Origin of the sequence: Thermodesulfomicrobium sp. WS (genome assembly GCF_027925145.1) — a bacterium.
In the GTDB taxonomy this organism is placed as follows: domain Bacteria; phylum Desulfobacterota; class Desulfovibrionia; order Desulfovibrionales; family Desulfomicrobiaceae; genus Thermodesulfomicrobium.
In genome coordinates this window covers 1,004,707-1,025,657 of the sequence record NZ_AP027130.1, presented here as the reverse complement: position 1 = coordinate 1,025,657, position 20,951 = coordinate 1,004,707, and the positions used below count along the sequence as shown (strand labels likewise).

22 protein-coding genes and 1 riboswitch are annotated in these 20,951 nt (G+C 64.0%); of the genes, 8 read left to right on the top strand and 14 right to left on the bottom strand.

Annotated elements, in window-relative coordinates; translation table 11 throughout:
* The first annotated feature begins 1 nt into the window (after position 1).
* From QMF81_RS04990 to QMF81_RS04965, 6 genes are read left to right on the top strand one after another with little or no spacing between them, the layout of a single operon-like run.
* Positions 2–1,648: a PhoU domain-containing protein gene (locus QMF81_RS04990; RefSeq protein ID WP_281752616.1), complete on the top strand. Its 1,647-nt coding sequence runs from the start codon at positions 2–4 to the stop codon at positions 1,646–1,648.
* Positions 1,645–2,538 carry a GAK system ATP-grasp enzyme gene (locus tag QMF81_RS04985; RefSeq protein ID WP_281752614.1) on the top strand — a complete coding sequence of 298 codons (894 nt, stop codon included), beginning with the start codon at positions 1,645–1,647 and terminating at the stop codon, positions 2,536–2,538. The genes QMF81_RS04990 and QMF81_RS04985 overlap by 4 nt, the downstream gene beginning before the upstream one ends.
* Complete coding sequence (locus QMF81_RS04980) at positions 2,513–3,583, top strand: HprK-related kinase B (protein WP_281752613.1); 1,071 nt, start codon at positions 2,513–2,515, stop codon at positions 3,581–3,583. Before QMF81_RS04985 ends, QMF81_RS04980 begins: the two co-directional genes overlap by 26 nt.
* Complete coding sequence (locus tag QMF81_RS04975; protein WP_281752611.1) at positions 3,580–4,755, top strand: GAK system CofD-like protein; 1,176 nt, start codon at positions 3,580–3,582, stop codon at positions 4,753–4,755. Before QMF81_RS04980 ends, QMF81_RS04975 begins: the two co-directional genes overlap by 4 nt.
* A 22-nt stretch (positions 4,756–4,777) precedes the next feature.
* Positions 4,778–5,026, top strand: a complete 249-nt coding sequence (locus QMF81_RS04970) for an amphi-Trp domain-containing protein (protein WP_281752609.1) — start codon at positions 4,778–4,780, stop codon at positions 5,024–5,026.
* Between the two features lie 20 nt (positions 5,027–5,046).
* Positions 5,047–5,289, top strand: a complete 243-nt coding sequence (locus tag QMF81_RS04965) for an amphi-Trp domain-containing protein (RefSeq protein WP_281752607.1) — start codon at positions 5,047–5,049, stop codon at positions 5,287–5,289.
* Positions 5,290–5,388: 99 nt separating this feature from the next.
* On the opposite strand, the gene thiE is transcribed toward QMF81_RS04965, so the two are convergent.
* The 13 genes from thiE to ispG all read right to left on the bottom strand — a co-directional run bounded on the left by thiE (position 5,389) and on the right by ispG (position 18,244).
* Entirely contained in the window at positions 5,389–6,069 is a 681-nt protein-coding gene (gene thiE, locus QMF81_RS04960; protein WP_281752605.1) for a thiamine phosphate synthase, read from the bottom strand.
* 2 nt (positions 6,070–6,071) lie between these two features.
* Positions 6,072–6,677, bottom strand: a complete 606-nt coding sequence (gene thiF, locus QMF81_RS04955) for a sulfur carrier protein ThiS adenylyltransferase ThiF (RefSeq protein WP_281752603.1) — start codon at positions 6,675–6,677, stop codon at positions 6,072–6,074.
* Entirely contained in the window at positions 6,674–7,777 is a 1,104-nt protein-coding gene (thiH, locus tag QMF81_RS04950) for a 2-iminoacetate synthase ThiH (protein ID WP_281752601.1), read from the bottom strand. Before thiH ends, thiF begins: the two co-directional genes overlap by 4 nt.
* The gene (locus tag QMF81_RS04945) at positions 7,774–8,553 is read right to left on the bottom strand and encodes a thiazole synthase (protein ID WP_281752599.1); all 780 of its coding nucleotides are present in this window, start codon (positions 8,551–8,553) and stop codon (positions 7,774–7,776) included. The genes thiH and QMF81_RS04945 overlap by 4 nt, the downstream gene beginning before the upstream one ends.
* Positions 8,553–8,753 (bottom strand): sulfur carrier protein ThiS, encoded by a 201-nt coding sequence (thiS, locus tag QMF81_RS04940; RefSeq protein ID WP_281752597.1) that lies wholly within the window; start codon positions 8,751–8,753, stop codon positions 8,553–8,555. Before thiS ends, QMF81_RS04945 begins: the two co-directional genes overlap by 1 nt.
* Positions 8,723–9,568 (bottom strand): bifunctional hydroxymethylpyrimidine kinase/phosphomethylpyrimidine kinase, encoded by an 846-nt coding sequence (gene thiD / locus QMF81_RS04935; RefSeq protein ID WP_281752595.1) that lies wholly within the window; start codon positions 9,566–9,568, stop codon positions 8,723–8,725. Before thiD ends, thiS begins: the two co-directional genes overlap by 31 nt.
* Positions 9,565–10,878, bottom strand: coding sequence for a phosphomethylpyrimidine synthase ThiC (gene thiC, locus QMF81_RS04930; protein ID WP_281752593.1), 1,314 nt, complete (start codon positions 10,876–10,878; stop codon positions 9,565–9,567). The genes thiD and thiC overlap by 4 nt, the downstream gene beginning before the upstream one ends.
* A gap of 74 nt (positions 10,879–10,952) precedes the next feature.
* Positions 10,953–11,044: riboswitch (TPP riboswitch) on the bottom strand.
* Positions 11,045–11,090: 46 nt separating this feature from the next.
* A complete protein-coding gene (gene dxs, locus QMF81_RS04925; protein ID WP_281752591.1) occupies positions 11,091–12,989 on the bottom strand; it encodes a 1-deoxy-D-xylulose-5-phosphate synthase in 1,899 nt (632 codons plus the stop codon).
* A complete protein-coding gene (locus QMF81_RS04920; RefSeq protein ID WP_281752931.1) occupies positions 12,986–13,867 on the bottom strand; it encodes a polyprenyl synthetase family protein in 882 nt (293 codons plus the stop codon). The genes dxs and QMF81_RS04920 overlap by 4 nt, the downstream gene beginning before the upstream one ends.
* Positions 13,867–14,061 carry an exodeoxyribonuclease VII small subunit gene (gene xseB / locus QMF81_RS04915; RefSeq protein WP_281752589.1) on the bottom strand — a complete coding sequence of 65 codons (195 nt, stop codon included), beginning with the start codon at positions 14,059–14,061 and terminating at the stop codon, positions 13,867–13,869. The genes QMF81_RS04920 and xseB overlap by 1 nt, the downstream gene beginning before the upstream one ends.
* A complete protein-coding gene (gene xseA / locus QMF81_RS04910; RefSeq protein ID WP_281752587.1) occupies positions 14,058–15,428 on the bottom strand; it encodes an exodeoxyribonuclease VII large subunit in 1,371 nt (456 codons plus the stop codon). Before xseA ends, xseB begins: the two co-directional genes overlap by 4 nt.
* Positions 15,410–17,146 (bottom strand): proline--tRNA ligase, encoded by a 1,737-nt coding sequence (locus QMF81_RS04905; protein WP_281752585.1) that lies wholly within the window; start codon positions 17,144–17,146, stop codon positions 15,410–15,412. Before QMF81_RS04905 ends, xseA begins: the two co-directional genes overlap by 19 nt.
* Positions 17,147–17,155: 9 nt before the next feature.
* Entirely contained in the window at positions 17,156–18,244 is a 1,089-nt protein-coding gene (gene ispG, locus QMF81_RS04900; RefSeq protein ID WP_281752583.1) for a flavodoxin-dependent (E)-4-hydroxy-3-methylbut-2-enyl-diphosphate synthase, read from the bottom strand.
* Between the two features lie 165 nt (positions 18,245–18,409).
* Here ispG and QMF81_RS04895 point away from each other — a divergent pair, with 165 nt between their 5' ends.
* Positions 18,410–19,228, top strand: coding sequence for an AAA family ATPase (locus tag QMF81_RS04895; protein WP_281752581.1), 819 nt, complete (start codon positions 18,410–18,412; stop codon positions 19,226–19,228).
* 36 nt (positions 19,229–19,264) lie between these two features.
* Entirely contained in the window at positions 19,265–20,521 is a 1,257-nt protein-coding gene (locus QMF81_RS04890) for a glycosyltransferase family 4 protein (protein WP_281752579.1), read from the top strand.
* A 107-nt stretch (positions 20,522–20,628) separates the two neighbouring features.
* On the opposite strand, the gene QMF81_RS04885 is transcribed toward QMF81_RS04890, so the two are convergent.
* Positions 20,629–20,937, bottom strand: a complete 309-nt coding sequence (locus QMF81_RS04885; protein WP_281752577.1) for a helix-hairpin-helix domain-containing protein — start codon at positions 20,935–20,937, stop codon at positions 20,629–20,631.
* Positions 20,938–20,951 lie beyond the last annotated feature (14 nt).

The window sequence follows — 20,951 nt, the reverse complement described above, 5'->3', positions numbered from 1 at the left end:
AATGAAAAATATAAAAACAATTGAGGAAAACTTTCGTTTTCTTATCTTAGAAGTCCAAAATCAATTGGAAGCAACGTTATCATTCATTGAGCGTCCAACGCCAAAAACCTACGATAAAATTATTGCTAAAGACGACTACATCGACAATCTCAAAAATATCATTGAAAATAAATGTTATTCTTCACTCAATAAATTCAGTCTCAATCAAGAAGCCATCAATCGCTTGCGGGCCATTCATATCATGGCCATCAATCTTGAGCGCATTGCCGATTATTGTGTCAATATCGCCAAACAGATGGGGTATCTGTCATCTCCAAAAACGATAGAGATCCTTTCTTACAAGAAAAAAATGGGAGAAGTCCATCAAGCTATTGGCACAATAATGGACATATTAGACAACAAAAATCTTCCAGGAGCGCTCAGTATATGCCGCCTCGAATCCGAACTCGATTCCATATATAAAGAGAATTTTGACAGAATAATGGTTCAATTGCGCATCGGACGCAATGTTGAGGATCATATTACTTCTCTTTTTATTATTCGATACATGGAACGTATCGGAGATTCTCTTCTCAATATAGGAGAATCGATACTTTTTTCTATTATCGGAGAAAAAATAAAAATACAACAATTTGAAGCTCTTCAGACAACATTGTCCAAAAGTGGTGTTGATGGAGACGTCACTGAAGTCGATTTCCAAGGAATTTGGGGAACGCGATCTGGATGTCGCATCGCCAAGGTAGAAGAAAAAGACAGGCCACAAGCCAAAGATAGCATCTTCAAAGAAGGAAATCTCCGCAAGATTCGTCAGGAAAAGACCAATCTCGAATGCTGGAACGCCCTCTATCCTGGGCTGGTCCCGCGCATCTTCGGCTACCACGAAGACGGGGAAACGGCCTCGCTACTCACGGAATTCCTCCCCGGATGCTCATTGGAAGAGGCCATCTTCAATGTGGAAGAAGACATCCTCGACAACGCCCTCTTTATCCTCGAGCAGACCCTCCATGACATCTGGGAGCAAACCCGCAAGCCCCACCCCCTGCATTCTACGTTCATCCGGCAGATGCGCGAACGCATGCCAGCGGTGTTTCAAGTCCACCCCGAGCTCCAACGCCCCGCCCTGTGCGTGGACGATTTCCACGTACCTTCGTTTTCCCAACTGCTCGACCGCCTGGAGACAGTCGAACAGCAGTCGCCGGCACCTTTTTCCGTGTTCACCCACGGAGACTTCAATACCAACAATATCATCTACAATCACGGAGACCAGCGCATCTACTTTATCGATGTCTATCGCTCTCAACATGGCGATTACATCCAAGATGTTTCTGTTTTTCTCATATCAAACTTTAGAATACCCATTTTTGATATCCAATCAAGAATTCGAATAAATAAAGTTATTTTGAAGTTTTTTGAATTTTCTCGAAATTTTGCAATAAAAACTCATGATGAAACTTTCCATATTCGTCTTGGAATCGGTGTTGTTCGCTCGCTTTTCACCTCCACAAGATTTCAACTCAATAAAAAATTTGCCAAGACGATGTATCATAAAGCCATATACCTGATGGAGCGTCTTTTGGATGCCCAGGACAACAATAATCCTTTTGTCTTTCCGTTGGAAATCCTCCTCGAACAAGGAAAAGCACAATGAAAATTGGTGTCGTAGGAACCAAAGGCGGCTGGTCTTCGGAACTTTTGGCCGATGCCGTGGCAGAGCGCACGGGATTCCGACTCCTTGTCGACATGGAAGAAGCCTGTCTCGACCTCCACAACGGACAATTGTGGTACGACGGCGTGGATTTGCGGACCCTTGATGCCCTGATCATCAAAAAGATCGGCTCCCGCTACTCGCCGCTGCTCTTGGACCGCTTGGAACTGCTGCGCTTTGCGGCGGAAGCAGGCCTGCCCATCTTTTCCTCTCCGCTGGCCATTATGCGTACCCTTGATCGCTTGAGCTGCACCGTCACCCTGCGCCTTGGCGGCATCCCCATGCCCCCCACGGTCATCACCGAGTCCCCTGCCGAAGCCCTGGCCGCGGTGGAGCGCTTCGGCAGCGCGGTGTTCAAACCCCTTTATACCTCCAAGGCCCGGGGCATGGAGGTCATCGATGACGGTCCAGACGCCCTGGCGCGCATTGCCGACTTCCAGGCCACCAACCCGGTGATGTACATCCAGCAGAAGATCGATATCCCGGGCCGCGATTTGGGCCTCGTCTTTTTGGGCGGCCGCTATCTCACCACCTATGCCCGGTGCAGCACCGACGCCAACGCCTGGAACACCACCACGGCTTCGGGCGGCAAATATGCCCCGGCCCAACCCGAACCGGAACTCATTGAACTGGCCCGCCGTGCCCAGGCCCTGTTCGGCCTCGATTTTACCTGTGTGGACATCGTGGAAACCGCCCAGGGGCCGCTGGTATTCGAGGTCTCGGCCTTTGGCGGCTTCCGCGGCATCCTTGAAGCCTGCGGCATGGATGCCGCCGGTCTGTACGCTGATTACGTCCTGGAGAAGATTCGTGCTCACCCAACCACGCATCGCTGATCTCGCCTTGGCCCTGGCAGCCAAATATCCCGTACGGGCGCATCTTTCCGTGCGCATGGCCGACCTCGTCCTTGGCGTGCACACCAATTCCACCGCCCTGCACACCGAGCTGACCCGCTATTTCCAGCCCTTCCTGGAGGAGGGCTCCCAGCCGCCTGCGGTGGAAATCTTCGCCGTGCAGGCGCCGGCGCCGGAGTTGGACGTGCCCTTCCGCATCAAACCGCCGGAACCGGGGAAGACCAAAATCAAGGAGGAATGGTTCGATACCGACGACGGCCGCATCGTGCGCAAACGGCTCACCGGGATGCTGTTCCTTTTTGGTGCCGGACATCACGTGGCCATAGGCGACTGCGAGGCCAACCCCAACCAGGTGATCAACTTCGTCAACAATCGCTTTTTGGAGTACCGCCTGCAGCACGGCGGGCTGCTCGCCCATGCCGCAGCGGTCATCCTGGGGCACCGCGGCGTGGCCCTGGCCGGATTCTCGGGCATGGGCAAATCCACCCTGGCCCTGCATCTGGTCACCGAAGGCGCCACTTTCGTCAGCAACGACCGCCTCGTGCTGGTGCGCCAGGAGGGCACCCTCCACGCCTTTGGCGTGGCCAAGCATCCACGCATCAATCCCGGCACCATCCTGGGGAATCCCGCCCTCGCCCCGCTGCTACCCGAGGCAGACCGCCAACGCTTCGCCGCCCTGCCTGCCGACGAGCTCTGGACCCTCGAGGCCAAGTACGACGCCCCCATCCACGAACTCTTCGGGGCCGACCGATTCCGCCTGGCCACCCCGCTCCATGCCCTGGCCATCCTCAACTGGCGGCGGGACAACACCCCGGTGCGGCTGCAGGCGGTGGACGTGAGTCGACGCCCTGACCTGCTGCCAGCCTTCATGAAAGACCCAGGACTCTTCTTCCTGGCCCCCACCTGGCAGCATCCCTCGCCAGCAGATTACGTATCGGCGCTCGAGGGCTGCCCGGTGTTCGAGATCTCCGGCGGGGTCAATTTTGCGCAAGCGGCCCGTCTCCTGCGCCAGGAGCTTAGTGCATGACCGAATTCTTCCTGCGCCGGCGTGTGCCCGTCCCCGATGCAGCGCGGGTAGCCTTATGCCGCCGCGCCCCGGAACTCGGACCGCGCATCCTCTTTTTCTCCGGCGGCACGGCCCTGCGGGAAACCAGCCAGACCCTCGTGGAGTACACCCATAACTCCATCCACCTCATCACGCCCTTTGACTCGGGCGGCAGCTCCGCAGTGCTGCGCCGCTACTTTGGCATGCCTGCGGTGGGCGATCTGCGCAACCGGCTCATGGCCCTGGCAGACCGCAGCCTCCACGGCTATCCGGAAATCTACGAACTCTTCGCCCACCGCCTGCCCAAGACAGCCCCGGACCACGAACTGCGCGCCACCCTCCACGCCCTGGCCGATGGCACCCATCCCCTTGTGCGGCGCATCCAAAACCCCATGCGCCGCATCATCCGCCGTCACCTGCGCGCCTTTGCCGTGCGCATCGACCAAAACTTCGACCTCAGAGGCGCGAGCATCGGTAACCTCATCCTCGCTTCCGGCTACCTCGAAGACGGTCGACACATGGACCCCATCGTCTTTCTCTACGCCCGCCTCATCCAGGCTCGGGGCGAGGTGCGTCTCGTGGTCAATGCCGATGCCCACCTGCGCGCCCGGCTCAAAAACGGGCGCACCGTCCTCGGCCAACACCAACTCACGGCCAAGGAAGTGCCCCCCCTGGAGGCCCCCATCGAGCATCTCGATTTGGTGGACCCCAACGGCCACGCCACCACCGTGAGCATCCGCCACAAAATCGCCCAGCTCATCACCAGCGCCGACCTCATCTGCTACCCCATCGGCAGTTTCTACACCTCACTCATCGCCAATCTCCTGCCCCAAGGCGTAGCCGAGGCCATCGCCGCCGCTGGATGCCCCAAGGTGTTCTTCCCCAACCCGGTCCCTGACCCAGAAACCGTAGGCATCACCTTGAGCGACCAAATACGCACCCTGCTCTGCCATGCCTGCCCGGCCAATACGCCTCCCAGCGAAGTCCTCAATGCCGTGGTCTTGGACCCCACGGCATCATACGCGGGCCGTGCCGAGGCCATCGATCTTCTCCGCTCGCTCCACGTGGACGTCCTGGAAATTCCACTGCTGAACGCAGAAAAGCGTGCCGATCCACGCCAGCTCTGCCACATTTTGATATCCATGGCCCGTTAACCCCTTTCTCGAGGAACCTCCTATGAGTAAAGACAAAGTATCCTTCCGTTGCATGCTCCCCCGGGAGCAGGTGGCCTGTTGGCTCGAATCGTTGGCCCAAGGAATCCGCAGCGGCTGCGTGCGTCTGGAAGGCAACGACGGCCGCGGACTCTGTCTTGCGCCGAGCCCAGTGTTTGAGGTAGAAGCCAAAGCCAAGCTCAAGGACGCGCGCGCCAAATTGGAAATGGAGCTGGAATGGACCACATCGGGTCCCTTGATGGGAGAACTCTAACACCATTGTGGAGGAAGTCTATGTCATCGGAAAAGATCCTGTGCTACGAAGGAGATCAATTGGCGTACATGGCTGGCATGACCCTCAAGGAATTGGCCGAAGGGTTCACGCAGCGGGCATTTTGCAACAAAGAGACCGGCCAGAGCGTGTGCGTTCCCAAAGAGGTGCATGTGGAATGGGAACTCAAACGCAAAGACTCCGGCAAGGTGAAGCTCGAAATCGAGATCAGCTGGCTGGAAAACAGCGCTGAAGAAACCAATTAGGCCCCTGCCGCCCCCCAGCCGCAGTGCTCGGGGGGCGGCCATGGTAACCACTTTCGCCGAGCGCAGGATTCTGCGGGGAGTGCTCGCCGCAACTTTGCCCTACTCCGGCGGCATCGGGCTCCCGGTCCCCGAGGCCGCTGCCAGCAGCCCTTCCACTTCCCGCACCCGCGCTGCAATGTCCGGGGCAGTGACCACCTCGCTCACCATGGCAACAGAGCGGGCCCCAGCCGCCAGCACCTGCGCAAGGTTGTGCCGGCAAATGCCGCCAATGGCCACAAAGGGAAGCGCCTGGGTGGCGGCGTGGCGCACGGCATCCAACCCCACAGGGGCGCACACGTCCTCCTTGGTGCTGGTGGGAAACACCGGCCCCACGCCGATGTAGTCCACGGGCAGAAAGAGCGCCGCCGTAGCCTGCGCCGGCCCATGGGTGGAAAGGCCAATGGCCATGTGCGGCCCTACCAAGCGGCGCACCACCTCCACCGGCATGTCGTCCTGCCCTACGTGCACGCCGTCGGCCTCCACCGCCAAGGCCAAATCGCAATGGTCGTTGACGATGAAGGCCGCGCCCAAGGCCCGGGTCATGCGCCGAATGGCCACGCATTCCTGATAGGCCTGAAGGCGCGAGACCCGCTTTTCCCGGTACTGGATGATGCGCGCCCCGCCTTCCAGCATGGCGGCCACCACCGCCACGGTGCTGCGCCCCTGCGAGAGGGCAAGCGCGGTAATACAATACAGCCCGCCGGAGAGAACCTGCTCGAGCACCTTTTCCCGTCCGCTCATGATCAATCCTCCGTGCCGCTATCATTCCCCACAATCCATCCCACAACCACGTCCGCCTGCAAGGCCGCCGCGGCAGTGACCCGGGGGGCAAGGGGTGGTGTGGCGCCTGCGCAGGGCGTACATTCGTCGCCCACCACCACCAGCCGCCCCAATCGCCGCACCGCAAGCCCCGCCCCCACGCCGCCGATGCCTGAGGCGCTCACCACCCGGAACCCTGCCGCCACGGCCGCCTCCACCAGGGCCGCCTTGGTGGCGGCGTCGTCCACGGCCTCCACCACCGCCGTACAGCCTGCAGCAAGACGGGGGAGCGCATCCGGGGCCACGAACTGCGGCACCAAGGTCACCCCCATCTGCGGCCGGATCCGCTGCAGCAGCTCCCCCAAGGCCACGGCCTTGAGACGCCCCACATGCTCAGGAAAGTACGGCTGGCGGGAGAGGTTTGCGGCCTCCACCCGGTCTGCGTCCGCCAGCACCAAGTGGCCCACCCCGCTTCGGGCCAGGAGCAAAGCCACGTGCGCCCCGAGTCCTCCGAGCCCCACCACCAGGACCCGCGCCGCCTCCAGGCGCGCTCGGGCCGCACTAGGCAAATCCGGCGGCATCCAGCTCATGCGGCCCTCGGCACCGCTTTTCCCACCAGGGGCTGCCAATCCTTGAACACCGGCTGCAGCCCCTGGCTGTGGAGCATGGCCGCCACCTCGGCCACGGAACGAGTGTCATTGATGACAAATTGCTCACTGCCCTCCACCTCGCCCACAGACGTGCGCACCCCGGCCGAGAGCTTGGTCACCGCCAGCCCCACCAATCCGTCACGCAGGCGCGGGGCCTCGCGGGTGGAAAGGGTGATCCCCGCACAGGGCAGCGCCAGGCGCAAGGCCAAAATGGCCTGGACGAACTGCCGGTCCGCGACCGGATGCGGGGCGGCAAAGCCGCCGGCATGGGGGCGCAGACGCGGCAGCGACACCCCGATCTCCACCCCGGGAAAGCGCTCCAGCAGATACCGGGCATGGGCCACCAGGGCGAGCACGTCCTGCCGCCAGGGGGCAAGCCCCAAGAGCGCGCCCAAGGTGATCGAAGGCATCCCCGCGTGGGCGGCCCGGGACGGGGCATCCAGGCGCCAGGCGTAGTCCGCCTTGGGGCCTGCGGGGTGCATGGCGCGGTAGACCTCGGGGTCGTAGGTCTCCTGATAGAGCGTCAGACCAGTGACGCCGGCCTCCACGGCGGCGCCGTAGTGCGCCGTCGCCAACGGGAAGACCTCCAGGGCCAGGCCGGGAAAGCGCGGGGCCAGCAGGCGTACGCAGTCCACGATGTAGTCCACCCCGGCCCGGCGCGGGGCCTCGCCCGTAAGGAGGAGGAGATGCCGCAGGCCTGTGGCGGCGATGCGCTCCCCTTGAGCCGCCACCTCCTCCAGGGAGAGTTTGCGCCGGGGCATGGTCACGTGGGCGGCATAGCCGCAGTAGCGGCAGCGATTCTCGCAGTAGTTGGCCACATAGAGCGGGGTGAACAGCAGCCGCGCCCGGCCGAAGTGCCGCAAGGTGCGCTCCGCGGCCGCGGCGGCCATGTCCTCGAGCATGGCTTCGGCAGCAGGCGAAAGCAGCGCCGCCACGGCATCGAGACGCGGCCAGGCCTGCCCCAAGGCCCGGGATACGGCCGCCGCTGACGCGGTAAAAGCGGCGTCCGGAAACTGCGGGGGCTGCCACAGGGAGCTCACAGTTCCCCCACAAAGCCGGTGAGCGGCGAGGAAGCGCTGGCCTGCCACCGGGCCGCAGGCATTCCCGACAGATAGGCCAAACGGCCGGCCTGAACCCCCAAGGCAAAGGCCTGGGCCATGGTCACCGGGTCTTCGGCCGTGGCGATGGCGGTATTCACCAGGCAGGCCGCAGCGCCCATCTCCATGGCCTCGGCGGCGTGGCTTGGCCGACCAAGGCCGGCGTCCACGATGATGGGGACCTCGGTGATTTCTTCCAGCAGGATGCCGATCATCTCCCGCGTGGCAAGCCCGCGATTGGAGCCGATGGGTGCGCCCAAAGGCATGACCGCCGCCGCGCCGGCGGCCACCAGGGCGCGGGCGGCGTAGAGATCCGGATTCATGTAGGGCAGCACCACGAAGCCCTCCTGCGCCAAGACCTCCGTCGCCCGGATGGTGGCCTCGTTGTCCGGAAGCAGATGGCGGGCGTCGCGAATGATCTCGATCTTCACCCAATTGCCGCAGCCCATGGCCCGGGCCAGGCGCGCCAGGCGCACGGCCTCGTCCGCACTGCGCGCCCCGGAGGTATTGGGCAGCAGGATCATATGCTTGGGGACATGGGCCAGCACCCCGACATCCGGGGCGTCCAGATCCACCCGCCGCAAGGCCACGGTGATGACCTCGGCCTTGGCGGCCGCGCATACCGCCGGAATCTGCGACTCATCGCCGAACTTGCCTGTGCCCAAAAACAGCCGGCTGGTCAGACGCCGACCGCCGAGCTCCCAGAAATCGTCCATCATCATCCGCCTCCCACGAAACGCACCAGCTCCACCCGGCTTTGCGGCTGGAGGACCAAGCGCCCCCACTGCTCCCGGGGGACGATCTCCCCATCCACCTCCGCCACCACCGGCGCCTGCCCAAGGCCAAGGTCGTCCAGGACCTGCCGCAAAGTGGCCCCTGCCGCGACGGTCATCTCCCGACCATTGACGACGATCTGCATCCAGGATCCTCCCCTGTACCAAAGTGATCTACTGGTCCGGCGCCCTGGCCCAGGACCCTCTTGGCGCCGGCAGTCAGTGCCCGCTGGAGATACCCATGCGCCCGGGCGGTCGCTTCCGGCACGCCCAAGCCCTGGGCGAGCCCTGCGGCGATGGCCGAAGCCAACGTACAGCCCGTACCATGGGTATTGGGGGTGGGAAGGCGCGGGGCGACCATCCGCTGCGCCCCGTGCGGACCCACCAGCACGTCTTCGCACACCGCCCCTGTGCCGTGCCCGCCCTTGAGGAGCACGAAACGCGGCCCCATGGCGCGCAGGTCCTGAGCGGCGCAAATGTCTCCCGCCGCCACTTCCCGGCCCAGGAGTACTGATGCCTCAGGAAGATTGGGGGTGAGCACCCAGGCGCGGGGAAGGAGCAGCTCGCGCACAGCGGCCGCCGCGGCCTCAGACACCAGACGATCGCCGCTTTGGGCCACCATCACCGGATCCACCACCACCGGCACCGCAGGCATGCGCTCCAGGGTCGCGGCCACCAGCTCCACCACCGCTGGGTCCGCGAGCATCCCGGTCTTCACCGCCGCCACCGGGATGTCCTCGAGCACGGCCTCCACTTGGGCGGCCACCATGTCCAGCGGCACGGGATGCACGGCCCGCACCCCTCGGGTGTTTTGTGCCGTCACCGCCGTGATCACGGTGAGGGCATACGCGCCCAAGGCGGCGCAGGCCTTGAGATCGGCCTGAATGCCGGCCCCGGCGCACGAGTCCGACCCGGCGATGACGAGCACCGTGGCATAGGGATGCAGCGACGACCCGCTCATGCGGATGCCTCCTGGGCGGACGAAGCAGCGCTGCAGCTTTGACGGCACTGGGCAAAACGCCGCACCGCGCACAGATCGCCGCACATGGTGCATGTGGACGCAGGATCCTCTGGGTGGAGCAGGGCATACCGGGAACGCGCCGTGGCTGGGTCCAGGGCCAAGCGAAACATCCCCTCCCAATCCAAGGCCGCCCGACAGGCGGACATCTCGCGGTCCCGGGCCACCGCTGCCGGCACCCCCCGGGCCACGGCCGCGGCATGGGCCGCAATGCGCGCCGCCACCACACCCTGACGGATGTCGTCTTCCCCGGGCAGGCCCAAATGCTCCGCCGGGGTGACCACGCAGAGGAAGTCCGCCCCCGCCATGGCCGCAAGCGTGCCGCCAATGGCGGCCACCAGATGGTCGTAGCCTGGGGCCACATCCGTCACCAAAGGCCCGAGCACGTAGAACGGCGCACCGTGGCACAGGCGCTTTTCCAGCAGCACATTGGCCGCCACCTGGTCTGCAGGCACATGCCCTGGGCCCTCGATCATGGCCTGCACACCAGCGGCCCGCGCCCGCCGGGCAAGCTCGCCCAAGAGGATGAGCTCCTCCACCTGGGCGGCATCGGTGGCGTCGCAGCCTGCCCCAGGCCGCAGCCCATCCCCAAGGCTCAAGGTGACGTCAAAGCGCCGGGCGATGTCCAGCAGGCGGTCATAGCCGGTGAGCAGCGGATTCTCCTTGCCGTGGGCCGTCATCCACTGCGCGAGGATGGTGCCTCCCCGGCTCACCATGCCGCAGACCCGATCCATGGCCAGCTCCACGGCGCGGCGGGTGACCCCGCAATGCACGGTGATGTAGTCGAGCCCCTGGGCGCATTGGTCCTCGATGGCGGCAAAGAGCTCGTCTTCGGTCATGTCCGGGATCTCGCGCCCCTGGGCGAGGAGGTCCGCAGCCACGGCGTAAATGGGCACCGCGCCCACCATGACCGGGCTCTCGGCAAGGATGCGCCGGCGGATGGCCGCAAGCTGCGGCCCGGTGGAGAGATCCATGACGCTGTGTGCGCCCGCCTCCACCGCGGCCCAGAGTTTGCGCACCTCGGCATCCATATCCTCGTCTGCCGGAGAAGAGCCGATGTTGGCGTTGACTTTGGGCGTCAGGCCCGCGCCGATGCCTTCGGGGACGAACTCACGGCGGGTGTTGTGGGGGATCACGATGTGGCCCTGGGCGATGCCGTCACGCACGCGCTCCGGGGGCACCCCCTCCTTGCGGGCCACCTGCTCCATGGCCCACGTGATCTTGCCGGCGATGGCAGCTTCCAATAGGGTCATAACTCCTCCAAAAAGTTGAGCCGCCACCCGACTGGGTAGCGGCTCAAAGACCAGAAGGAGTTCATGGCGCCCCGACAAGTCTTCTACCGTTTCCCTCCGCTGGTATGACCCAGATCAGGTGGTGAGGGTATACTCTCAGGCCCGAAGGCCACCCCTAACGATAGACACGAGTTCCGTGTAGAACCAAACCCCATGCGCTGTAAAGTAAAAAGTCAGTTTTGCATCAATTCCCGTAATGCCGAGAGGATACCGCTCTTGGTCAGGCCCAAGTCATGGCGCAGCTCGTCCTGGGTGCCATGGCCCACGAAGCGGTCCGGCACCCCGAGACGCCGCACCCGGCGGCCGTGCAAAAGGTCACGGTCCGCCAAAAGCTCCAGCACCGCCGAGCCAAATCCGCCCAGGAGGCACCCCTCCTCGGCCAGGAGGATGCGCCGGTGCTGGGCGACCAAGGCCGCAATCTGCTGCTCCGCCAGGGGCTTGACGAAGCGGGCGTCGAATACCGCCACGCTCCGGCCGTCCTCTTCGGCCAGACAGTGGGCTGCCGCCAGGGCCGGCAGTACCCGGCTGCCCACGGCGATGATCAGCGCGTCCGTTCCAGGGCGCAAAAGCTCTCCCTCGCCCACAGCAATGGGTGTCGGGTCATCCACGAGCGCCTCGCCCGAACCCACGCCGCGAGGATAGCGCACCGCCACCGGGGTACCCAAGGCAACGGCCGTTACCAGCATGCGCTGGAGCTCAGGCTCACTGCGCGGGGCCATGAGGGTCAGATTGGGGATGTGGCGCAAGTAGGCCAGGTCAAAGACGCCGTGATGGGTGGCGCCGTCCTCGCCCACCAGCCCGGCGCGGTCGAGACACAAGACCACCGGCAGGTTCTGCAGGCAGACGTCGTGGACGATCTGGTCGTAGGAGCGCTGCAGGAAGGTGGAGTAGATGGCCACCACCGGCCGCAGTCCCTGGGAGGCCAGGCCTGCGGCAAAGGTCACGGCATGCTGCTCGCAGATACCCACGTCGAAGAAGCGCTCTGGAAAGCGCCGGGCAAACTCGGTGAGCCCCGTGCCTTCGGGCATGGCGGCGGTGATGGCCACGATGCGCGCATCCTCTTCTGCCAAGCGGCACAAGGTCTGGCCAAAGACATCGGTATAGCTGGGAAGCGCGCACGGGGCGAATTTGCGCGCCATGCCGGTCTCGGGCTCGAAGCATCCCACACCGTGGAAATACACCGGGTTGGCCTCGGCCGGGGCATAGCCCTTCCCCTTTTTGGTGAGCACGTGCACCAAGATGGGGCCTTCCAAGGTTGCGGCTTGGGCCAGGACCCGTTCGAGCATGCGCACGTCATGGCCCTGGATGGGGCCGATGTAGGAAAAACGAAAGGCCTCGAAGAGTATGCCCGGGGTAAAGAAGCTCTTGAGTGAGTCCTCGGCACGGCGGGCATATTCGGCCAGGTCGTCGCCAATGACCGGCACCTGGCGCATGACGGCCTCCACCTCGCGCTTGAAGCGCTGCACCCAGCGTTTGGAGAGCTTGCGGCTGAGAAAGGACGACAGTGCCCCCACATTGCGGGAAATGGACATCTCGTTGTCATTGAGGACCACGATGAGGTCCCGGCCGAGGCCACCGGCCTGATTGAGGCCCTCATAGGCGAGCCCGGCGGTCATGGAGCCGTCGCCGATGACGGCCACGGTCTTGTGGGGTTTTCCGGCCAAATCCCGGGCCACGGCCATGCCCAGGGCCGCTGAAATGGAGGTGGACGAATGCCCTACGGCAAAGTGATCGAACGGGCTTTCGTCCGGCCGTGGGAAACCGCTGATCCCGCCCTTTTGCCGCAAGGTATGGAATTGGGGCAGCCGCCCGGTCAGCAGCTTATAGGCATAGGCCTGATGCCCCACGTCCCAGATGATGCGATCCACCGCAGGATCGAAGACGCGCAGCAAGGCAATGGTGAGTTCCACCACGCCCAGGGAAGGGGCAAGATGGCCGCCGTTGGTGGCCACGGTCTGGATAATGACCTCCCGAATCTCCGCCGCCAAGGCGCCCAGCTGGTTTTCCGGCAGTTGGCGCACCATTTTGGGCGAATCCACAGCGGCAAGGAGGGGAAACTTTTCCACGGTCATTGGCTCCGCTCCATGAGGTACTGGGCAAGACGGCGCAAAAACACCGCCTGGGGATGGTCGCCATAGGGGGCAAGGGCGGCCACTGCCTGGTCGATGCTCTGCTGCGCCAAGGCGCGGCTCTGCTCCATGCCCAGCACCGCGGGATAGGTGCTTTTGCCCTGGCGCTCGTCACTGCCGACGGGTTTGCCCAAGGTGGAGGTATCTCCCACCACGTCGAGGATGTCATCGGTGATCTGAAACGCAAGGCCCAGATGGTGACCGTAGCATTGGGCCCGCTCCGTATCGCCCCCGGCAAGCAGCGCGCCCGCCACGCACGCTGCGGCGATGAGCGCCCCGGTCTTTTTGCGGTGCATGGACTGGAGGGCGGACAGGTCGGCACGCTTGCCGGTGAGTTCCATGTCCAGCATCTGGCCGCCCACCATGCCGCGAGGACCTGCCGCCTCAGCCACGATACTCACGGCAGCCAGCACCCGAGATGCCTCCAGCGGCGTTCGGGCCATCACCAAAAAGGCCTCCGTGAGCAGGCCGTCGCCCGCCAAAATGGCTGTAGCCTCGTCGAACTGCTTGTGGCAGGAGGGTTTGCCCCGGCGCAGGTCGTCGTTGTCCATGGCGGGTAAGTCATCGTGAATCAGAGAATAGGTGTGGATGCACTCCAGGGCGCAGGCGAAGTCGAGCACATCCGAAGCCGCCAGCCCTTCGAGCTCCGCCCAGGCCAGCACCAAGGCCGGCCGCAGACGCTTGCCGCCGGCACAAAGCGAATACTCCATGGCCTCGCGCAGGCGCCCAGGCACTGCGCCGTCCGCAAACAGCGTGACCAATCGGTTTTCCACCAGCCGCGCCCGCTGCCGCAGGGCCTCCTTCAGGGCAGCAGCGTCCATCACGCCTCCTCCTGGCGCATGGCCTCTTCCACCACCAGACGCGCCTGTTTGAGTTCTTCGTCGCATTGCCGGCATAGACGCATGCCTTCCTGAAAAAGCTGCATGCCCTCCTCCAGCGGCACCTCCGGGTCCTCCAAACGGGCCACGATGGCCCGCACCCGGGCCAGACGCTCCTCAAAATGCATCTCGCTCATACCTCCTCCACCACCACGCCAAAGGCGCCGTCATGCATACCGACCTGGAGGCGCTCCCCGGGCCGCACCGCGCCTGCAGAGCGCAGCACCTGCCCGTTGCGCCGCACCACGGCAAACCCCCGCGCCAGGGGCGCGGCCGGGTCCAGGGCCGAAAGCCGCGCCGAGAGTACGGCGGCTTCCCGGGCTTTGCGCTCCCAAAGGGCCGCACCTGCCCGCGCCAAGTGGTCCGTGGCCTGGCGCACGGCATCATCCGCCCGGCGCACCCGCTCCGGCCCCCAGAACTCCAGGCGGCGACCCAAACCGGCAAGCTTCTCGTGCTCCCGATGCACCCGGGCAAGGCCCGCCTGCTGCAGCCGCTGCCGAAGCCGCGCCACCTCCAGGCCAGCGCGCTGCACCCGCAACGCCGGCGACACCCACGCAAGCCGCTCCCGCGCCATGGTCAGGGCTTGGGCCGCACGCCCCAGATGACTGCGCACGGCCCGCCCCAGCCCCAAGGCCGCATCGTCGAGCCGCTGCGCCAAGACCTCGCGGTCTTCCCACAAGAGCTGGGCTGCATGGGTGGGGGTAGCGGCGCGAAGATCCGCGGCAAGATCTGCCAGGGTGGTGTCCACCTCGTGCCCCACGCCGGTCACCACCGGCACCGGGCATGCGGCAATGGCCCGCACCACCGTTTCGGTGTTGAAGGCCCACAGGTCCTCCAGGGAGCCGCCACCGCGAAGGAGCACCACCACCTCGGCCCAGGCGTCCGCCGCCACCTGAGCCAAGGCGTATTGCAAGCGCGGCGGTGCCTCGTCGCCCTGTACCGGCGAGGCATACACACGCACCACCGCGCCAAGGCCGCGGGTGCTTGCCACCCGCACAAAGTCCTGCAGCGCCGCCCCCTGCGGGGCGGTGACCACCGCTACCCGCCGGGGATTGCGCGGCACCGGCCGCTTGCGCGCCGCGTCAAAAAGCCCCTGCGCCCCCAATTGGTTCTTGAGGGTCTCCAGGGCCAGGGCGAGCGAGCTCACGCCCGCATCCTGCACCACTTCCGCCACCAATTGGTACACCCCGCGGGGGGCATAGGCGGTGATGCGCCCGGCCACCAAGGTCTCCCGCCCCTCTTCCGGGAGCAGTGTCTGCGGGGACGTGCCCACCTCTTCGAAGACCTCGCCCGTCACCGGGTCTACCAGGGCGGCACCCCCTTGGCGGCCGCGGAACCACACCACCGGCAGCACCGACTCGCCGTCGCGCAAGGTAAAATACACGTGTCCGGACAGCGGCCGACTCACATTCACCGCCTGGCCCCGTACCCACACGAAAGGAAACTCCCCTTCCAGCACCGAGCGCAGGGCCGAGGTGAGCTCGCTTACGCCAAAGACGTGCACCAGCCCTCCAGCACTTCGGCCCGCCAGGCAAGGATGGCCTGCACCGCCGCATCCGCGGGCAACTCCTGGCGAACGCCGGTGCGCCGGTCCTTGACCTCCACCACGCCCCGCGCCAGGCCCTTGGCGCCGACGATGACCTGCATGGGCGCACCCAGCAGATCTGCCTCGCTGAACTTCACCCCAGGCCGCTCGTCGCGGTCGTCCAGCAGGGTATCGATACCCTGGGCCGTGAGGGCGTCGTGGATCTCCTGGGCCAGGGCACGGGGCGCCTCTTCACGCACGGACAAGGGAAGCACATGGATTTCGAAGGGCGCCACCGGCGGCGGCAGGATCATGCCGGCGTCGTCGTGGTTCTGCTCGATGCACGCGGCCAGCACCCGGCTTACCCCGATACCGTAGCATCCCATGATCATGAGGCGCTCACGGCCGTTCTCATCGAGGAAGGTGGCGTGCATGGCCTCGGAGTATTTGGTCCCCAATTTGAATACGTGTCCCACCTCGATGCCCCGCACCAGTTCCACGGCCCCGCCGCAAGCCGGGCAGGGATCCTCCGGAGTGATGGTGCGCAGGTCTGCACAGGCTGTGGCCACCACATCCCGGCGCAGGTCCACATGCCGCAGATGCGTATCCGCGGCGTTGGCGCCGCATACGTAATCCGTGCCCAGCATGAGCTCCTGATCCACGTAGATGGGCACGCCCGAAAGCCCTACCGGGCCGGCAAAGCCCACCGGCGCACCGGTGGCCCGCTCCACCACCTCGGGGGAGGCCAAGTCCACGGTGACCGCGCCGAGCATATTCTTCACCTTCACCACATTGGCCTCACGGTCGCCGCGCACCAGCACCGCCACAAGGTGCCCATCGGCTTCCATGAGCACGGTCTTGATCACCGCCTGCGGGGGGAGCCCCAAAAATGCCGCCACTTCTTCCACAGTGCGCGCCCCCGGAGTGGCCACGGGCTCCACGGCCGGACACGAAGGCAACTCGGAAACGCGTGCAGCAATACGAACCTCTGCCTTCTCCACATTGGCCGCGTACGCGCACTGGCGGCATACGGCCAAGGTGTCTTCCCCGGTTTCGGCAAGCACCATGAACTCATGGGAGAAACTCCCACCAATGGAGCCCGTGTCCGCCGCCACGGCCCGAAAACGCAGACCAAGGCGGGTAAAGATGCGGGTGTAGGCGTCGTACATGGCCTGATAGCTGGCATCAGCCCCGGCCTCGTCGCGGTCAAAGGAGTAGGCGTCCTTCATGATGAATTCACGGCCCCGCATGAGGCCAAAGCGCGGCCGGATCTCATCCCGAAACTTGGTCTGGATCTGGTACATATTGATGGGAAGCTGCCGGTAGGAGCGCACTTCATCCCGCACCAAGGAGGTCACCACCTCTTCATGGGTAGGGCCGAGGCAATAGTCGCGGTCGTGGCGGTCCCGCAGGCGCAGCAGTTCCTTGCCGTAATGCTCCCAGCGGCCGCTTTCCTGCCAGAGATCTGCGGGTTGGACCATGGGCATGAGGATCTCCTGCGCGCCGGCAGCATTCATTTCCTCACGCACGATGCGGCTGATCTTCTCGAGCGAGCGCAATCCGAGGGGCAAATACGTATAAATGCCCGAGGTGATCTTGCGAATCATGCCTGCGCGCAGCAAAAGCTTGTGGCTCACCACTTCGGCTTCCGCCGGAGTTTCCTTGAGCGTAGGGATGTAGAGGCGACTTTGCAGCATAACGACTCCTTAACAATGTTCCGAGGCTCGACGCTCGGCCAAAAAGAGATCCAATTCCTGTAAAAATGCAGGGATCAAGGCTTCGCCGCGCACCTTCCGAACCACCGCGCCCTTCTTGAAGACAATGCCGCAATCCCGGCCGCCGGCGATACCGATATCCGCTTCCCGCGCTTCGCCCGGCCCATTGACCACACAGCCCATGACCGCCACTGTAAAAGGTTCCGTTACATTGGCCAGATGCGCCTCCACTGCGGACGCAAGTGCTTCAAGGTCGATTTCCGTGCGGCCACAGGTGGGGCAGCTCACGATCTCCGGACCGCGGCGGCGCAACCCAAGACAGCGGAGGATCTCCCACGCCACGGTCATCTCCCGCAAAGGGTCCCCCGTCAGGGAAACCCGGATGGTGTCGCCGATGCCTTCGGCAAGCAGCATGCCGATGCCCAAGGCCGATTTGACGGCCCCGCGCAAAGGTGTCCCCGCCTCGGTCACGCCAAGGTGCAACGGGTAGTCCACAAGCGCGCTCATCCTGCGGTAGGCAGCCACGGTCACCGGCACCGAGGAGGACTTGAGGGAAATCTTGATGGCACCAAAGCCCCGCTCTTCCAAAAGGCGCACATGGCGCAAGGCCGCCTCCACCAGGGCATCCGCCGTAGGGCCGCCGCAGCGCTCCAGGATGTCCTTGGGGATGGACCCGGAATTGGCCCCCACGCGAATGGGGATCCCCGCGGCCTTGGCCGCGTCCACCACCCGCTCCACCTGCGGGCCGATATTGCCGGGATTGATGCGCAAGCCCGCCACCCCGGCCTCGACTGCGGCCACGGCAAGACGCCCATCGAAGTGGATGTCCGCCACCACCGGAAGCGGCGACTGGCGGCACACGGAGGCGAGAGCCTCGGCAGCGCGGGCATCGGGTACCGCCACACGGGCGATCTCACAGCCCGCCTGGGCCAAGGCGACAATCTGCGCCAGCGTGGCGTCCACGTCTCGGGTATCGGTGTTGGTCATGGACTGGACCCGCACCGGGGCGCCGCCCCCCACAGCTACAGGGCCAAGATGCACCACACGGGTGCTCCGGCGAGAAGGAGAAAATGCGTTCATGGCCAAGGAGCCCTATCCCAAGGCCGACCGGAAGCCAAGCCGCATCCGGGGCTGTTACCGGACAATGGTATTTTCCGGTAACAAATGGGCGCACGCGTTTTGACTTCCCCTTCGGGCGCAGGTACAAACCGTACTCGCCCCCGGGCTCGACCTTCGAGGTGGTTTATGACACGCAAGAAGCTGCCCATCGGCATCCAGACCTTTGCCGAGATCCGGCGCGAAGGATATTACTACGTGGACAAGACGCCCTTTGTGGCGGCGCTTGCCGAAAGCGGCAAATACTATTTTCTCTCCCGGCCCCGGCGCTTCGGCAAATCCCTCTTCCTCGACACCCTGGCCGAGGCCTTTGCCGGCAATCGCACGCTCTTCACCGGCCTGTATTTGGAAAATCATTGGGATTGGGAGAAGCGCCACCCGGTGATCCGCATCAGCTTTGCCTCCGGCCAACTCCAAAGCCGGGCGGAATTGGAGGCCCGTATCTGGGAGCAACTCCACAATACCGCGGCGCAGCTTGGGGTGACCTCTTCCAAGGAAACCATCGTCGGCTTTTTCGAGGACATCATCATCGGTGCGGCAAAACGCTTTGGAGAGCGGACCGTGGTCCTGGTGGACGAATACGACAAACCCATCCTCGATAACCTCACCCGCCCGGAGATCGCCGCCGAGATGCGCGAGGGCCTGCGCAATCTCTACTCCGTGCTCAAGGGCCGGGACGCGGATCTGCGCTTCGTGTTTTTGACCGGGGTCTCCAAATTCAGCAAGGTGAGCCTCTTTTCCGGGCTCAACAACCTGCGCGATATCATCCTTTCCGAAGAATTCAGCGCCCTCTGCGGCTACACCGAGGAAGACCTGGACACGGTCTTTGCCCCGGAATTTACTGCAGCAGCGCAGGAGGGGCGCCCCCTTTCCCGGGAAATGGTGCGCGACTGGTATAGCGGCTATAGCTGGGGCGGATCGCAGCGGGCCCGACTTCGAAGGGATTGACGGCTGAGCCGTCATCAACCCGTGGTTGACCAGCTCATGAAAATCCTCTTCATCCACCAAAACTTCCCCGGCCAGTTCAAGTTCCTGGCGCCGGCTTTAGCCCAGCACGGTCACACCGTGGTGGCCATGACCATGCAGAACACCGACGCCCGCCAGTGGCAGGGGGTGAAGCTCACGCCCTACTCGGTCAGCCGCGGCACTACACCCGGGGTGCATCCGTGGGTGGGCGACTTCGAGACCAAGACCATCCGCGGCGAGGCCTGCTTTCGCACCGCGATGCAGCTCAAGGCCCAGGGCTTTGCGCCAGATGTCATCATCGCCCACCCCGGCTGGGGCGAGAGTCTGTTCGTGAAGGAAGTCTGGCCCCAGGCGAGGCTGGGTATCTACTGCGAGTTCTTCTACCACGCGCACGGGGCGGATGTGGGCTTTGATCCGGAGTTTGCCAACCCTGACCCCGGCGAGGCCTGCCGGGTACGCCTCAAAAACCTCAACAACCTGCTGCACTTCGAGATGGCGGATGCGGGACTCTCCCCCACCCACTGGCAGGCGAGCACCTTCCCCGAGCCTTTCCGGGGTAAGATCACCGTGGTGCATGATGGGATCGACACCCAGACAGTTGCGCCCAACCCGGCGGTGAGCCTGACCCTTACAACCCAGCAGGGTCATCAGCGCACGCTCACCCGCGCCGATGAAGTGATCACCTTCGTGAACCGTAACCTGGAGCCCTACCGCGGCTTTCACATCTTCATGCGCGCGCTGCCGGAGATTTTGACGCGCCGCCCCAACGCGCACGTGCTCATCGTTGGCGGCAGTGGCGTCTCCTACGGCACAGCGCCCGACCCCAAGCGCCACGGGGGACTCACCACCTGGCGCGACATCTTCACCGCCGAGGTGCGCCCGAAGATCCCCGATGCCGACTGGGCGCGGGTGTATTTTCTCGGCACCATCCCATACCAGTATTTCATTTCGCTCCTGCAGCTCTCCACGGTGCACGTCTACCTGACCTACCCATTTGTGCTGTCCTGGAGCCTCTTGGAAGCGATGAGCGCTGGCTGCGCGATTGTGGCGAGCGACACAAAGCCGCTGCACGAGGCGATCCGCCACGACGAGACAGGACGGCTAGTCGATTTCTTTGACGTCGCAGGGCTGGCCAACGCAGTCTGCACACTGCTCGATGACCCTCCCGCCCGGGAGCGCCTCGGCCGCAATGCCCGGGCGTTCGCGCAGGCCAATTACGACCTCAAGTCCACGTGCCTGCCGCGGCAGTTGGCGTGGGCGGAGGTGCTGCGATGAGGCCGGAACTTCGGCCCCCCCACGGTGTTCGCCAAAGCCCTCAACAACGTGGATGTCCAATAGTTCGGATTCCCGCCGAGACCAGCCGCCCCGGCGGGAAAGGAAGGTCATTGTTTGGCGTCTGCGGGCGCAGCAGGTTTTGCCTCTGCTTGCGGCGCACTCACGGTGAGCATGTCCTGAATCTTGAGGAAGGTTGCCTCCCCGATGCCTTTCACTTCTTTGATTTCCTCAATGGAAGCAAACGGCTTCTTCTGGCGGTATTCGATGATGCGTCCGGCAATCACAGGACCAATGCCGGGAAGTGTCTCTAATTGCGCCTGGTTTGCCGTATTGATGTCAATCTTCTCCGCAGCCATGGCCACTCCACCGATCATCAAGACGAGCACCAGAAATGCCACCCGAATCCATGGATACATACAGGACCTCCTTG

Coding starts and splice junctions, on each gene's coding strand:
- QMF81_RS04990 (WP_281752616.1), top strand. CDS start 2: ATGAAAAATATAAAAACAATTGAGGAAAACTTTCGTTTTCTTATCTTA.
- QMF81_RS04985 (WP_281752614.1), top strand. CDS start 1,645: ATGAAAATTGGTGTCGTAGGAACCAAAGGCGGCTGGTCTTCGGAACTT.
- QMF81_RS04975 (WP_281752611.1), top strand. CDS start 3,580: ATGACCGAATTCTTCCTGCGCCGGCGTGTGCCCGTCCCCGATGCAGCG.
- QMF81_RS04970 (WP_281752609.1), top strand. CDS start 4,778: ATGAGTAAAGACAAAGTATCCTTCCGTTGCATGCTCCCCCGGGAGCAG.
- QMF81_RS04965 (WP_281752607.1), top strand. CDS start 5,047: ATGTCATCGGAAAAGATCCTGTGCTACGAAGGAGATCAATTGGCGTAC.
- thiE (WP_281752605.1), bottom strand. CDS start 6,069: ATGAGCGGACGGGAAAAGGTGCTCGAGCAGGTTCTCTCCGGCGGGCTG.
- thiF (WP_281752603.1), bottom strand. CDS start 6,677: ATGAGCTGGATGCCGCCGGATTTGCCTAGTGCGGCCCGAGCGCGCCTG.
- QMF81_RS04945 (WP_281752599.1), bottom strand. CDS start 8,553: ATGATGGACGATTTCTGGGAGCTCGGCGGTCGGCGTCTGACCAGCCGG.
- thiS (WP_281752597.1), bottom strand. CDS start 8,753: ATGCAGATCGTCGTCAATGGTCGGGAGATGACCGTCGCGGCAGGGGCC.
- thiD (WP_281752595.1), bottom strand. CDS start 9,568: ATGAGCGGGTCGTCGCTGCATCCCTATGCCACGGTGCTCGTCATCGCC.
- thiC (WP_281752593.1), bottom strand. CDS start 10,878: ATGACCCTATTGGAAGCTGCCATCGCCGGCAAGATCACGTGGGCCATG.
- dxs (WP_281752591.1), bottom strand. CDS start 12,989: ATGACCGTGGAAAAGTTTCCCCTCCTTGCCGCTGTGGATTCGCCCAAA.
- QMF81_RS04920 (WP_281752931.1), bottom strand. CDS start 13,867: ATGGACGCTGCTGCCCTGAAGGAGGCCCTGCGGCAGCGGGCGCGGCTG.
- xseB (WP_281752589.1), bottom strand. CDS start 14,061: ATGAGCGAGATGCATTTTGAGGAGCGTCTGGCCCGGGTGCGGGCCATC.
- QMF81_RS04905 (WP_281752585.1), bottom strand. CDS start 17,146: ATGCTGCAAAGTCGCCTCTACATCCCTACGCTCAAGGAAACTCCGGCG.
- ispG (WP_281752583.1), bottom strand. CDS start 18,244: ATGAACGCATTTTCTCCTTCTCGCCGGAGCACCCGTGTGGTGCATCTT.
- QMF81_RS04895 (WP_281752581.1), top strand. CDS start 18,410: ATGACACGCAAGAAGCTGCCCATCGGCATCCAGACCTTTGCCGAGATC.
- QMF81_RS04890 (WP_281752579.1), top strand. CDS start 19,265: ATGAAAATCCTCTTCATCCACCAAAACTTCCCCGGCCAGTTCAAGTTC.
- QMF81_RS04885 (WP_281752577.1), bottom strand. CDS start 20,937: ATGTATCCATGGATTCGGGTGGCATTTCTGGTGCTCGTCTTGATGATC.